This is a genomic window from Paenibacillus sp. J22FR83, assembly GCF_059691955.1.
Genome location: NZ_JCAUAM010000010.1, coordinates 106,433 through 120,958, shown reverse-complemented (window position 1 = coordinate 120,958; position 14,526 = coordinate 106,433). Strand labels below are relative to the sequence as shown.

Genomic DNA, 14,526 nt, shown 5'->3' with positions numbered 1-14,526 from the left:
GACACATTACGTAGGTTCTTTTCAATTTTCATAAACTTGGGGGTTGGCAGCTTTGCTAAGATGGATTCATTTCAAAGAACTGTACATGCGCATTTTTTTCATCATAGGGATGGTCTTTGTCGGTATGGCGTTGCTCTATTCGCTTTTCCTCTCCCAACAAATTTCAAAATATGCGATCAATGAAGTGAATGGAAGTACGGCCGTTAAGCTTAATCATTTCAAAAATACGATGGAAATTACGCTACGCAAGTTAAAGGTAAGTTCTATCCAGCTGTATCAGGAGCGAAATATTGGCTACTGGCTCACGGCTGCTACGAAGGATTCATATTTGAATCATCTCGTTGATTTAAAGATTGGTGAATTTCTAAGTACGGAAAGACTCATTCAGGATGTATATTTATTCAATCTATCTTCTCGCGAAGTCTTCTCGGCAAAAAGCGGACCGATCCCTTTCGATAACTTTCCCGATCAAGCCATGCTTCAGCAAGTTGTCAATCAACCGATGCAACCACTTAATTTCTCTAAAGTGACCTTCATGGGGCAGACGGAGTTGACACTATCTCTTCCCAATGGTGGCATAGACCAAACGCCAAATGGCCGCCTTATGATTGTTCTAGATAAAACTTTTCTCGCTGAGGATCTTCTGCTAAGCAATAATGAGTTCGAAGGAAAGTGGTTCGTGGTCGATAAAGACCAGAACATGCTTATGGGAGATGTTAGCGCATCTAGCGCAGGTGACATCATACATGCAGGAAATCAATGGAGATCAGACGGGCAAGATTGGGGCGTTCAGTCTATTACCTTCTCAGATGAAAGCTGGCAATTGTTCCTGCTGTCACCTCAGGGTATATGGAAAAATAAACTCCTGGTGCTGAACTTCAAGGTATTAGGCTCTTTCTTTCTCATGATTGCTCTACTGCTAGTCATTCTTTATTTCTTATCCAAGCACAATTACAAACCATTAACAGAGATTCTGGGTAAAATTCGTATGTACACCACAGGAGCGAAACTGTCAGAGAATGCACTATCGATTTCGTCCTTACATACGGAATTCAAGTTAGGAATTGATACGTTGGTTCATCGGATTGAGGAACAGAATCGCTCGCTTAAAAACAATGATTCCATTGTCAAAGATGAACTGCTCAGACAGTGGATCTTAAGCGATACGGTTGGCCCCTCCTTACGTGAAGACCTTCAACAAAAGCTAACCATTCGGTTAAATAAGCCGATTCGGTTAGCCGTCTGTCGCATTGAGGATTATACCGCCTTCTGTCAAACTTACAACTTTCAATCTCGGAAATTGTTGAAATTTGCTATACAGAACGTGATTGAGGAAGTCCTCCGATCTTATGGACTCAATGCAGAGACCTCCGATCTCGGGAGTGATCATATCGTCATTGTACTCTCCGTTCCTGATACACAGAAACACAGTGAGCAAGAACTTCTAGCTATCCTTGGAGATGCTAAACATCACGTCCTGCAATGGATTAAATTCGCCATATCCGTTGGTTGTAGTGATCCCATCGAGCCAACTGAAAATATCCATCATATTTATCGAATGACGTATGAATTAACTGAAATCTCCTTTATTACAGGAGAGAATGCCATCTATACACCACAAGATCGAAAAGCGACGTACATGAACACCCCATTCACTGGGTTGGATACCGAGCAAATAACCGCATTTATACAATCGATTCGTATTCGGGATACGGATGCCCTGCAACGACAACTCCAACAATTGTTCAATCAGTTGCAAGACTTACCCGCTGATGAGAGCAAACTCCAGCTCATACAGCTTCTGTATGTGCTACAGAAATCTTTTAAACAATTGAATACACCTGGAGGTATGGTCGGCATACGCAGCCAATTGGAACCATTCAACAATTTGAAAGAAGTTCATGTTTGGGTTGAAGAAACACTTATGAATCTCATTGAGCAAATGTCCAATCGACGTACACAGAAGGAAGATATTTTCCCTGAAATTGTTGAATACATATCCAATCATCTTCACGATGCCATGCTAACCATTGATGATATCGCAAATCATGTGAATTTCTCAGTCAATTATCTTCGTGTGATATTCAAAGAGCAGAATGATATCTCGATTTCCGATTTCATTTTGGAGCGACGCATTGAGAAAGTGAAGGAATTGCTGATCAAGACCAAATGGTCGATTGCCGAAATCTCCTCGCAGTCAGGCTTCCAGTCCAAAAGCCATTTCTTTACGGCTTTCAAGAAAGGCACGGGGATGACGCCTAGCCAGTATCGTGATGAGCACACGCAATCTTAACATAAATAAAGTCCAAGGAGTCCTGCATGTAACAGGACTCCTTGGACTTTATTCATACACCCTGACTTCGTAAACAGCCGCGCTCGGATCACCATTGGTCTCATGAATGAGAATTCGTATCTGTGTTGTATGAACGGCTTGAGCAAGACGATGAATTCGTTTGCGATTGTAATTATTATCCACCCGGTCCAAAGTAGCCCAACCATTTGCTATCCATGCTTGTAGCTCATAAGCTTTCACGCACTGTGGGTCCTGGTTAAGTGGCGAGTAAAAACGATAATCACGCAATAAATTACCTGCGAAAGTTACTTCTACCTGTGAAATAACTTGTTCCTCACCCCACGTTAATTCTATCCACTGGGGCATCAATTCGTAAGGGGACGAACGCCACAGATTCGTACTCCTATAAGGTCTTGTAACGCCGCTTAGTACATGTTTAACCGGATAGCTGCTTTGTTCAGGTTCAATCTGGAAAGCCAACGTTTCGCCGTTTCCATATCTTCGCATAAGCCCATTGCCCATATCCGCTGCGGCTACCATGCCTGGTACCATATCGGCAGCTTTATGCCAGTAAAGATGCCGATGTGCTCCGATGTCTAGACGAATATAACTTGCAGTTTGATTTGCTTTCAATTCCATATTCATTTCCCAGCGAATCCAATGGTGCTTGCCAGGTGGAACCGCAAGTTTAGTTTGAGCAAGCTTAGGCTCAATATCCGTTGCATAGTCCCAAATGTGTCGAACTGCTATTAGCGAAGCCTCGACCCACTGTATCTGATCCGTAGAATTACTTAAACAAACGGCGAGCGCCTCCACGTGCTCAGTGCTTGTTGCAATCCACTGACCACGCTTCTCACTTAGCAGCTCGCCTTCATCTAGGGTGTCATCCTCGTTGACTACTTGTCTCGGTTCAACTCGACGCAGCCCGGCTTCACTACTTGCCGTAGGTGTTGCCATTCTAGCCAAATCCATCTCATCTTGATTTGATTCATGCAGCAAGAAGCAATCGTCTCGTATTAGCCTTTGTTTAAGCGCCGTGATTGCACTTGCCGACAAGTTCGATACGCTCTCCCCTCGACTGAGTGCAACCGCAGCAGCGGTCCCTGCTGCTTGACCTAGCAAAGCAGTTGTCCCCATCACTCGGCTGCTTCCTAAAACCACATGCGATGCGCTAATATTGCGCCCCGCCATCAACAGATTGGATACGTCCTTAGCTATTAAGCTTCTTAGTGGTATGCCATAAGGAGGGAGATAGCTCTTCTTCATATAATCCGAATTCTCACCATCTGCGACAGATTGCTCACTGTATTCAGCAAGTAATCCTCCAGATTTATGTAAATCAATATACCAGCCACCGAAGGCAACTTCATCTTCAAACACAGGCTGATTGACTAGATCTGCTTCTGTTAAAAGGTAGTGCCCCATAATTCGACGACTCTCACGTTTGCCCGGAACTTGCCCGATCCAGTCAAGTGCATACTGTTTAGTCTTTTCCATCAAATCAGGATCTTTATTCTTCATAAAATCCCATATGCCCAGTACATGCCGCGTTAACTCATGCCGAATCGTCTCATTTTCAGTGATCGTATGCCAGGGTACACCTAGCTCAATCCACCAAAACCCACCCTCCGGATCATGCGGAACGCGGCCCCCCTTATAGAATACATCGGGGTTATCATAGTGATATGCCCAGGCAGGTGCCTGAAATGGTACAGGCTTCCCCATATCCTTGGCACGAAAATGAATCGAGCTTCCCATCACGTCAGAGCTTGCTGTTAGAGGCGCATGCTGCTCACCGAATTCCGCTTGTGCCTCAGTTCCCATTCGCCATTCACAACCAGATAATGCAGCTAAGATGCCATCCCCAGTACAGTCAATGAATACATTGGCATACAGGGTTAGGTTAGTCTCCGCGTTTCCAATTCTCGCGTGAATCGCCTTGATCTCCTTGGTTTCCCCCATTTCCAATGCATACACGGATGTGTTCAGATAATGTGATAAATTGGGGGTACTTATAATTTTGTCATATAAGATCAGATCCCAAACGCTATTTGTTCTGCCATTCTCACTATTGGGCTCATGATTCACCGCTCGTTCTTCTATCAACAATTCCGAGATAATACCTGTCTCTCGTGCATAAGCATTGTAATTCGCTGCTCCCTGAGGAAATACACGAATTTCAGATGAACTGTTTCCGCCGAATACAGGACGATCCTGTACAAGGCATGTTCGTGCACCATTTCTTGCTGCTGCAATTGCAGCACATATCCCCGCTAATCCTCCGCCACATACGATCACATCATAAGAATCATGTATCTGTTGCATCCTTTATCCCCCTGTCCCTTTCATTCAGTCACTCATTGAATCCACAACATACTTCAATAATGAATCCGTTGATAAGCGATACTCTAAGCCTTCATTCCTAAAATGTATAGTTCTCAGTTTTATGTTGGTTCTGATAGCAACGAAAATCTGGTGTGGTTTCACTCAGACCCCTAACCAACACGAAGAGGCTCCCTCCAAGGAGCCTCTCTACAACTACTTATGTATGTGACACTACCTACTATCCTGTTTCTCAATTCTTGCAAGCCTTTGATCCAAACGTTCCAACAGGACCTTGATCTCCATATTTTCCTGCTCAGCATGATAATTAATGGCGAAGTCAAGGATCGCTTCCTGCTTATCTTTAGAAGCTTGTCGATTCTGACTCATGAGAATGACTGGAGCTTGAAAGGCCGAAATACAAGAAAGGATAAGGTTTAACAGGATGAACGGGGGTTTATCGAAGGCGAAGCTCATGAAATTAATGGACATCCAAAGGATCAAGAACAAGCTGAATAACAAGATAAATGCCCAACTTCCACCGAAACTGGCAATGCCATCAGCAAGCCGGTCCGCCCAAGAAGTCTTCTTCTCCTGCTGCTCAATTAGATGGGACTTAATGTTCCCTTTATACGCATTTACAATGGAGGCTATGCGTTCTAATTGATCGTTATCCAACTTAAAGTTAGGATCATTATCTAATTCATGAAACAACTTCTCCGATGTGACGTCACCTGTCGTTTGTGCACCTTCCGTCGTTTTTCCTATCTCTTTTTCCATACTCCTGTCCCTTCTTCCCTAAGCCAAACTTATTGCAATGTAGCAAGGAGCTTCTCATCAAATTCCTGATCCGATTCCGGATACGTCAACTCCATGCTTTCTAACGTTGCCACGGCAATTTGCAATACTGCCCAATCCCGATACCAGCGATGGTTGGCAGGAACGATATACCAAGGTGCTGAATCGGAGCTGCAATGTTTAATTACATCCTCATAGGCCGCTTGATATTCATCCCAAGATTCACGTTCAACCAGGTCATTCTTATCGAACTTCCAACGCTTTGTTGGATCCTTGAGTCGATTTCGAAGCTTGGCTAATTGGAAATCTTGCGAAATATGCAAAAAAATCTTTACGATTTTCACACCACTGCTCTCCAACAATTTCTCAAAATGTTTAATATGTTTGAAGCGTTGCTTGGTTTCGAATTCGTCAATCGTTCGATGCACACGGGTGATCAGCACATCTTCATAGTACGAGCGGATGAAAGCTCCGATCATGCCTTTGGCCGGCGTTGCCCTATGTGCACGCCATAAGAAATCATGGGATGCTTCTTCTTCGGTAGGTGTTCGGAAACTCGTGACTTGGAATCCTTGCGGATGCAAGCTTCCAAGCGCATGCTTCACAACGCCATCTTTTCCACTGCAATCCATGCCTTGAATGACGAACAGAACAGACTGTTGCTTTTCTGCATACAGCATGTTTTGAAGAGCTTCCAATCGTTCCCTTAAACGTGCCATATTGAGCTCGATTTCATCTCTTTCATGATGTGCATTTGTATCGTTGGGATCTATTTCGGATAAATGTACTTTTTTACCAGGTTCCCATCGGAAATCGCTATTCGTCATACTTAACCTCCTCTGCCGTGTTGTCCTGTGCTACATTCACCCCATTTTTTTCTGCCACAATGGGGTGGGTGAATTCGCCGCGTAAAATGACCCCTTGTTCTACAACAACTTGTTTGTCCAAAATGACATGGTCCAAATAAGCATTCGCTTCAATGGCGCATTGATGCATCACGATACTATTTTTGATGGTAACCCCACGATTTACCTTCACACCTGGAAACAGAATACTGTTTTCCACATAGCCTTCAATGCTGCATCCAGGTGCAATAAAGGAGTTACGAATCAATGCTTGATTATAGCAAGCCGTCTCCAGTTCTTCTTCTTGCCTTGTATAGACAGAATCATGATTAATCATGATTTCCCGCCACCCATGCGGTTGCAGAAGGTGCATACTATGGGCGTAATAACTGTCAATCGAATCCATAATAGCCACGTACCCATGATTGGCATAGCCTTGCACATGTATATCTTCTAAGTGGTTCCAGATAACTTCTTTCAGATACCTTTCACAACCCAGCTTCATACTTTGTTCGATTAAATCAATGAGCAGACTTCGTTTGATAATCATCGTATCCAAATCGATATTTTGTGGTTTCAAGCTCGGTAACGCATGGTACGTTGGTGCGACACTTACGACTCTGCCCTGGTCATTCATCTCCAAGTTGTAGGCATGACCAATATGCGCATGTCGATCCATCTCCATCAAATGCTTATAGAGAATCGTAATATCAGCGTCGTTGTTAAGATGGTAATCAACCATATTTTCAAAATTCATATGGTAAATTACGCTGCTAGGCGCAAGCAGGATATAGGTTTCCGTGCAATTCTTTAGACTATCAATATGACTGTACAGGTGAAATAGATCTCCACGCATATCTTTGGCGAGTTGGCAAGGTGGGAGAACGGTTACCCCGCTTTCCCCCGTCATCGTTAAGCCCCAATGATAACCGTCACCCACATGTTCAAGAAGGGAGTCCGCCTTGTCATTCGCTAGCAGCATAACCTTCTGAATACCCGAATTGCTCATATTGGAGAGCGCAAAGTCGACGATCCGATAACGCCCTGCAAAAGGCACCGCACCTACGCACCGATTGCGTGTAAGTGTAGATAAATCATCCTGTTCATTCATCAAATTGATCATCCCAAGAATATCCTTCATCTTATATGCCTCCTTGGATTATCCGAAGTACACTTGATTGGTTAGCTTGGCCGGAATAACAGCTGGGTATTGACGTCTTACCGTTGTTCTCTCGGCAATGGTTGTAATCTCGAATCCGTCTAACTGGCCTACAACAGCTCCATCTCTAATGACCGCGCCTTCTCCGATAATCGCATTGCTAATAAGTACATTTTTCCCAATCTGCACGCCTGGCATGATAACACTATTGAGTATTCTGCTATTTTCTCCAACCTTTACGTTATCGAATATCACAGAATGACTGATATTTCCATAAATAGTCGTGCCATCACCGATGACTGCATTATTAACTCTAGCCGATAGGGCGACATGCGTTTTGGATAGATTCTTCTTTTTGGTCAGTACAGGCCACGTTTCCTGGTCCAACTGCAACTTCGGCGTATAGCCAAGTAAATCCATATGAGATTCCCAAAGGCTTTGAATCGTACCTACATCTTTCCAATACCCTTCAAATGGATACGCAGACAAATGAGCTCCTCCCGCCAGTAAACTCGGAATGATATTGTGTCCGAAATCATGGTCCGAAGTCTGGTCTTGCGCATCTTGTTCCAAGGAGGACCGAAGAACATCCCAGTTAAACAAATACACACCCATGGAAGCTAGATTACTATCAGGTTTCAGTGGTTTCTCTTCAAAAGCTGTCACCCGATGATTGTCATCCGTGCTCATAATGCCAAATCTGCTCGCTTCCTCCCATTTCACAGGCGTCACGGATATGGTCACATCTGCACCCGTTGACTTGTGATGCTCAATCATTTCGCGGTAATCCATGTTGTAGATATGATCACTGGAAATAATTAAGACATAACTTGGATTCTGTTTCCGAAGGTAGTCCAAATTCTGATAAATGGCATCTGCCGTCCCCGAATAAGCATTGGGTGCGCCCACTTGTCTCTCGAAGAGAGAGATTCCGCCTCTATCATTCTTCATTCCCCAAGCTTCCCCGTTTCCGATATGAGCATGCAGAGTAGCAGGTTTGTACTGTGTCAACACGCCAACCGTGTCAATACCCGAATGGGTGCAATTGCTCAAAGAAAAGTCAATAATTCTATATTTCCCACCAAAATGGACAGCTGGCTTTGCAATATTTTTCGTTAACGGACTAAGTCTACTGCCCTCACCACCTGCTAATAACATTGCTACGCATTCCTGTTTCTTCACTGTAATCTCATCCTTCCTTAGGCATATATTTGAGGATTACCGCTGCAAGTGGCGGTATGTTAACTGAAATACTGTGAGCATATCCTTGACAAGACCATTCCTCAGTTTCCAAACGATCCGCATTCGTTATTCCTGAACCGCCAAATTCCAACCTGTCGCTGTTAAAAACTTCCTGATAGCCCCCAGACTCCGGGACCCCAAGTCGATATCCCTCATGCGCTTCCTGTTTGAAATTGTTAATGATAATCAACTGTTCGTTGCCAGTCTTCGCATTTCGCAAGAGCGTTACCAAGCCATCCTCTTTCTCTTCCGCAACTAGGGAGGTAAAGCCGTTGGACTCGAAATCAAGTTCCCACAAAGCCTTTTCTCCTATGTAAAAATGATTCATCCCCTTCACGAATTCCGCAAATTGCTGATGTTCTTCATGGCTCAACAATTCCCATTCCAAGGAATCTTCTGAATTCCAATCGTTCATTTGACCGAATTCGGTGCCCATGAAAACTAGCTTTTTGCCCGGATGAGCCATCAAATAGGTATACAGGACACGCAGATTAGCAAAACGTTGCCAATTATCTTCCCCTGACATTTTACCTAGCAAGGATTTTTTCGGATAATTCACTTCATCATGCGAATACGGTAACACATAATTCGCATCCCTTGTCCCTAACAATGACCGGGTTAGCTGATCTTCTTGTCCGCTGCGTTCGCTTTGCGTTTGCTTCATATATGCCAGCGTGTCCGAGGTAAAAGCTAAATTCCACTTGTAATTAAACCCGAGTCCGCCAAACTCAACTGGTGTCGTAACACCCGAATATGCGCTGGAGTCTTCTGCAATCATTAACATCCCCGGATACCTGGAAAATACGACGGCATTTAATTTCTGCAGGAACGCAATCCCTTCCAGGTTCTCGTCTCCACCTTGTTCGTTTTGAATCCATTCCTCTTCGGGCCGATTAAAATTCAATGTTAACAGACTATATACAGCATCAACTCTTAACCCATCCACATGATACATGTCCATCCAGAACAGGGCATTCGAAATTAAATAGCTAATGACTTCCGGCTTCCCATAGTCGAAAATATACGTGCCCCATGTCGGATTCTCACCTTTGCGACTATCCGAATGCTCATACAAGGGCGAGCCATCAAACCTGCCTAAGCCATGTGCATCCTTGCAAAAATGTGCAGGAACCCAGTCCATAATGACGCCAATTCCCTTTTGATGACAACGATCAACAAAGTACATGAAGTCTTTCGGTGATCCAAAACGACTTGTCACGGAATAATAGCTAGTTACTTGATATCCCCAGGAGGAGTCAAGTGGATGTTCAGCTAATGGCATGAGCTCAATATGGGTATACCCCCGCTCGTGAACGTAATCCACGAGTTCGTCGGCGAGTTCCACATAACTATAAAATCCGCCGTCCTCCTTGCGCTTCCAACTGCCCAAATGCACCTCATAGATAAGTAGTGGCTTCTGCAAGTGTTGGTCTGACGCGTTATTCGCAAACCAGTCTTCATCCTGCCATTCATAATTTTCAAGAGACGTAATAATGGAAGCGGTTTCCGGTCGAACTTCCGTTTGAAACGCGTAAGGATCCGACTTTAAATACCGATCCCCGTCCAGCGTAACGATTTCATATTTGTATAGTGTTCCTTCTTCAAGATCAGGTATGAACAATGACCAAATGCCATCCTGCATGGTCATCGCATGATGGGTACCATCCCATCCGTTAAAACTGCCAGATACGTTCACTTCCTTGGCATTCGGCGCCCACACAGCGAAGTTGACTCCTTTGCAACCATCGCGTTCTTCCAAATGCGCGCCAAGAAAATGATAGCTTTGATATTGCGTGCCTTCATGCAGTAAATAGAAAGCATCTTTATTTGTTTTCGAGGCAATCAATGTCATGCTGTTTCCTCCCCGTGTGTCGAGTTTAATCCTAATTACACACATCTTGGTGAATTGAAACAACTGATGTATAACTTATTGCACGAATTTCCAAAAAAAAAATACCATAATGGTTCGTGCTTCGGGGTTGTAGTATTTATACTACAAAAAAAATACATGAAAAGCCCGGGGGATGTTTTCCCACGGGCTTAAAAACTCTTCTCTTCATGTCGAATTACTTAATGACGACGTATTCTAAGTTAACCAGCTTTGCATAGGTCACGATTTGGTCTGTCGTCAAGTTCAAGGAAACGACTGTATGGTGGCCTCCACCATTCTCGATCCAGGCTTTTACCCCATCTTGGAAATTCGGCTTAACGTTCCACAGAACTCTAGCTACGGGAAGATTAGGAGCTGGAACAGTCGGCTCGAATGCAGTAATTTCGTTGATTAACAGTTTATAATGTGTACCGAAATCCGCCATAGATACGACGACGCCATCGCCGGCTTTACCGTCGAATACTAGACGCGCCGGATCTTCTTTACCACCGATCCCGAGTGGGGAAACGATGATTTTCGGTTGGTTGCTTGCCAAAGTTGGATCTACCTCGAGCATATGGGATTGCAGAATGGATTCCTGACCAAGCGCCATCTCATACGTGTAATCCTCCATAAAGCCCGTGTTCTGGTTGCGGCTCATCACCTTCAACAAGCGATCGATTGCGGCTGTCTTCCAGTCGCCTTCTCCGGCAAAACCGTATCCTTGTGCCATCAGACGTTGAACCGCAAGGCCTGGTAACTGTTTCATCCCATGCAGATCCTCGAAGTTCGTGGTGAAAGCATTATAACCTCTCTCGTCGAAGAAGCGTTTCATAGCGATTTCATAGCTTGCTTGAACTCTGACGCTGGCTTCCCAGGACTCTTTGCTGTTCGTACCATAATCGAATGCATAAAGCTCCGCATATTCACCCATCAGAATGTCGATTTCCTGCTCTGTCACGGCATTCACGTATTGCACGAGGTCGCCGATGCCGTAGTAGTCCACGGTCCATCCGAACTGAATCTGAGCTTCAACCTTGTCCCCATCCGTTACACCAACGTTGCGCATGTTATCGCCAAAGCGGGCAACTTTGATGTTGAAGCTTTCGTTATAAGCAACAGCTACGTCCATCCAATCCGCAATCTGTTGCTTGACTTCCGCACGTTCCCAGTAGCCTACTACGATTTTATTTTGTTTCTTCAGACGAGCATTGATGAAACCATATTCACGATCGCCATGAGCGGCCTGATTCAGGTTCATGAAGTCCATGTCGATCGTTGCCCAAGGAATGCTTTCATTATATTGGGTTGCCAAATGCAGCAGAGGCTTCTGCAGCAATTTCGTACCGCGAATCCACATCTTGGCTGGTGAGAACGTATGCATCCACGTAATGACACCCGCCACTTCATCGCGATAGTTGACTTCTTTCATAATGTTTGTAATTTTATCTGCGGAGATAGCCAGGTCCTGCAAAACAAGCGGATAAGGTAACACGCCGCTATTATTCAAAGCATCTGTCATCGTCTGTGCATGAGCTTTAACTTCTGCCAAAGCTTCTTCCCCGTACAAATGCTGCGATCCTACAACAAACCAGAACTGTTTAGTAGTTGTTGCTGACATCCTGATCATCCTCTTTTCACTATTTTTATAATGAATAATGCCATTACTTCACCATTACTTCTGCCCGTAGTAGGCATCTTTCCCGTGTTTACGAAGATAGTGCTTATCCAAAATGCCTTGAGGCAATTCTTTGGCAAAGTTGTTAAGTTGTCGCGCGTACAAATTCATTTTGCATACTTCTTCCAGCACGACGCTGTTCACTACGGCTGATTTCACGTCTTTCCCCCAAGTGAACGGCGCATGACCTTGAAGAAGGACAGCAGGAATTGCCATAACATCCACGCCAAGTTTCTCGAAAGTCTCTATAATGACGTGACCCGTCTCAGCTTCATAACCACGGTCAACCTCTTCTTGGGTCAAAAAGCGCGCGCAAGGGATGGCGCCATAGAAGGTGTCCGCATGTGTCGTACCCATGACCGGTACGTCCAGTCCTGCTTGGGCCCAGATCGTTGCCCAAGTAGAGTGGGTATGGACGATACCGCCAATCTGCGGATAATGTTTGTACAAGACCGCATGCGTCGCCGTATCGGAGGAAGGTCTAAGCTCTCCTTCGACTACACGGCCATCGAGATCCACAACGACCATGTCGCTTGGCTTCATCGTTTCGTAGCTGACCCCGCTTGGTTTAATGACGAACAGACCGCTTTCCCGATCGACGGCGCTCGCATTGCCCCAAGTGAATTTCACCAGTCCGTGCTTCGGCAAGTCTAGATTCGCTTGATATACTTCTTCTTTCAGCTGTTCTAACAACGTTAGTCCCTCCCGTTCTCTAACAGATGCTCCACTGCAGCCTGTTCAATGGCCAGACCTGCCTGGTATCGTTTAATGAAGGCTTCGAACCCGCTTACGTCCTTCGCATCCGGAGCAATTTCCTGTCCTTCAACATCTTTGAATACCTTCTCAGCGAGGAAGGTCTCCAAGCTTTCACCCTGATCCTTATTAATCAGGTAAGAGGCCAATAGTGCCATGCCCCATGCCCCGCCTTCGCCAGCTGTGGACATAACCGAGATCGGTACATTCAGGGCAGCAGCAAGGATCTTTTGTCCAACGACAGGAGTCTTGAAGAGGCCGCCATGAGCTAGAATACTGTCGATGGCTACCTGTTCGTTTTCCGTCAAAATATCCATGCCGAGCTTGAGCGCTCCGAACGCCGCGAATAGATGCGTACGCATGAAATTCGCCAGATTGAAGTTGCTCTCTGGTGAACGAACGAACAACGGTCGGCCTTGCTCAATGCCCGTAATATTTTCGCCCGAGAGATAACCGTAGCTAAGCAAACCGCCGCCATCCGGGTCGGCTTCGAGCGCCTTGTTAAGCAGCACGCTGAACAATTTCCCGGAATCCACGTTGAATCCCATCGCTTCAGAGAACTCACGGAACATTCCGACCCAGGCATTGAGATCGCTGGAACAGTTGTTGGCATGCACCATTCCGACAGGGCTGCCATCCGGCGTCGTCACCATATCGATCTCTGGATATACCTTTGCTAATTCCTTCTCTAGTACAATCATCGCAAACACGGAAGTACCTACGGAAATGTTGCCCGTACGCTTCCTCACGCTATTGGTCGCCACCATACCTGTCCCGGCATCGCCTTCTGGAGGACATAGCGGAATTCCAAACTTCAGATCCCCGGCAGGGTCGAGAATTCCAGCTCCCGCTTCAGTTAATTCGCCTGCTTGCTCGCCGGAAAGATATACCTTAGGAAGTAAGTCCGCCAGCTTCCACGGATAGCCTTTGGCTGCGATTCGTTCATCGAACTGCTTAACCATCGCTGGATGGTAGTTATGAGTTGCTTCATCCATAGGGAAAATGCCGGAAGCATCTCCAATTCCAATGACTTTATTGCCTGTTAGCAGCCAGTGAATGTAACCAGCCAGCGTCGTTACGTAATCAATGCGAGGCACATGCTCCTCTTGGTTTAAAATCGCTTGGTACAAATGCGCGATGCTCCACCGCTCAGGAATATTAAATTGAAATAAGTCCGTTAGTTCCTTTGCAGCCGCGCCGGTTGTTGCATTGCGCCAAGTCCGGAACGGAACTAACAGCTCACCCTTATTGTCGAATGACATATAGCCGTGCATCATAGCGGAAAATCCGATTGAGCCCACTGTTTGGAGCGTGACTCCGAAATTCTGTTCCACTTGCTGCTTCATTTCGCGATACGCGGTTTGGAGACCTGTGATAATATCCTCCTGGTTGTATGTCCAATATCCGTCTTTCAACAGATTCTCCCACTCATAACTTCCCGATGCGATGGTCTCGAACTGACGATCAATCAGCACCGCCTTGATCCGCGTAGATCCTAATTCGATACCTAGCGAAGTTTCTCCCTTGGTTATCGCTTCTTTCAAGTCTAGATGATTCATGTTCACA

General features: G+C 45.3%; 10 protein-coding genes. 1 reads left to right on the top strand and 9 read right to left on the bottom strand.

What is annotated here, in order from left to right:
• Positions 1 to 52: 52 nt before the first annotated feature.
• Positions 53 to 2,293 (top strand): helix-turn-helix domain-containing protein, encoded by a 2,241-nt coding sequence (locus tag AC58PV_RS19025; protein WP_497433875.1) that lies wholly within the window; start codon positions 53 to 55, stop codon positions 2,291 to 2,293.
• Positions 2,294 to 2,341: 48 nt separating this feature from the next.
• On the opposite strand, the gene AC58PV_RS19020 is transcribed toward AC58PV_RS19025, so the two are convergent.
• The 9 genes from AC58PV_RS19020 to AC58PV_RS18980 form a co-directional block, all read right to left on the bottom strand.
• The gene (locus AC58PV_RS19020; protein WP_497433873.1) at positions 2,342 to 4,618 is read right to left on the bottom strand and encodes an FAD-dependent oxidoreductase; all 2,277 of its coding nucleotides are present in this window, start codon (positions 4,616 to 4,618) and stop codon (positions 2,342 to 2,344) included.
• Between the two features lie 231 nt (positions 4,619 to 4,849).
• Positions 4,850 to 5,395: a DUF1003 domain-containing protein gene (locus AC58PV_RS19015; protein ID WP_497433872.1), complete on the bottom strand. Its 546-nt coding sequence runs from the start codon at positions 5,393 to 5,395 to the stop codon at positions 4,850 to 4,852.
• A gap of 29 nt (positions 5,396 to 5,424) precedes the next feature.
• Positions 5,425 to 6,240 (bottom strand): PPK2 family polyphosphate kinase, encoded by an 816-nt coding sequence (locus AC58PV_RS19010; RefSeq protein ID WP_497433871.1) that lies wholly within the window; start codon positions 6,238 to 6,240, stop codon positions 5,425 to 5,427.
• A complete protein-coding gene (gene glgD / locus AC58PV_RS19005) occupies positions 6,230 to 7,399 on the bottom strand; it encodes a glucose-1-phosphate adenylyltransferase subunit GlgD (protein WP_497433870.1) in 1,170 nt (389 codons plus the stop codon). Before glgD ends, AC58PV_RS19010 begins: the two co-directional genes overlap by 11 nt.
• A gap of 18 nt (positions 7,400 to 7,417) precedes the next feature.
• On the bottom strand, positions 7,418 to 8,599 hold the full coding sequence (locus tag AC58PV_RS19000; RefSeq protein ID WP_497433868.1) for a glucose-1-phosphate adenylyltransferase: 1,182 nt from the start codon (positions 8,597 to 8,599) through the stop codon (positions 7,418 to 7,420).
• Between the two features lie 7 nt (positions 8,600 to 8,606).
• Positions 8,607 to 10,511, bottom strand: coding sequence for a 1,4-alpha-glucan branching protein GlgB (glgB, locus tag AC58PV_RS18995; protein ID WP_497433867.1), 1,905 nt, complete (start codon positions 10,509 to 10,511; stop codon positions 8,607 to 8,609).
• A gap of 214 nt (positions 10,512 to 10,725) precedes the next feature.
• Positions 10,726 to 12,150 carry an L-arabinose isomerase gene (araA, locus tag AC58PV_RS18990; protein ID WP_497433866.1) on the bottom strand — a complete coding sequence of 475 codons (1,425 nt, stop codon included), beginning with the start codon at positions 12,148 to 12,150 and terminating at the stop codon, positions 10,726 to 10,728.
• 54 nt (positions 12,151 to 12,204) lie between these two features.
• Positions 12,205 to 12,900, bottom strand: a complete 696-nt coding sequence (locus AC58PV_RS18985; RefSeq protein ID WP_497433864.1) for an L-ribulose-5-phosphate 4-epimerase — start codon at positions 12,898 to 12,900, stop codon at positions 12,205 to 12,207.
• A gap of 2 nt (positions 12,901 to 12,902) precedes the next feature.
• Positions 12,903 to 14,519, bottom strand: a complete 1,617-nt coding sequence (locus AC58PV_RS18980; RefSeq protein ID WP_497433863.1) for a xylulokinase — start codon at positions 14,517 to 14,519, stop codon at positions 12,903 to 12,905.
• Between the last annotated feature and the right edge of the window lie 7 nt (positions 14,520 to 14,526).

Coding starts and splice junctions, on each gene's coding strand:
- AC58PV_RS19020 (WP_497433873.1), bottom strand. CDS start 4,618: ATGCAACAGATACATGATTCTTATGATGTGATCGTATGTGGCGGAGGA.
- AC58PV_RS19015 (WP_497433872.1), bottom strand. CDS start 5,395: ATGGAAAAAGAGATAGGAAAAACGACGGAAGGTGCACAAACGACAGGT.
- AC58PV_RS19010 (WP_497433871.1), bottom strand. CDS start 6,240: ATGACGAATAGCGATTTCCGATGGGAACCTGGTAAAAAAGTACATTTA.
- glgD (WP_497433870.1), bottom strand. CDS start 7,399: ATGAAGGATATTCTTGGGATGATCAATTTGATGAATGAACAGGATGAT.
- glgB (WP_497433867.1), bottom strand. CDS start 10,511: ATGACATTGATTGCCTCGAAAACAAATAAAGATGCTTTCTATTTACTG.
- araA (WP_497433866.1), bottom strand. CDS start 12,150: ATGTCAGCAACAACTACTAAACAGTTCTGGTTTGTTGTAGGATCGCAG.
- AC58PV_RS18980 (WP_497433863.1), bottom strand. CDS start 14,519: ATGAATCATCTAGACTTGAAAGAAGCGATAACCAAGGGAGAAACTTCG.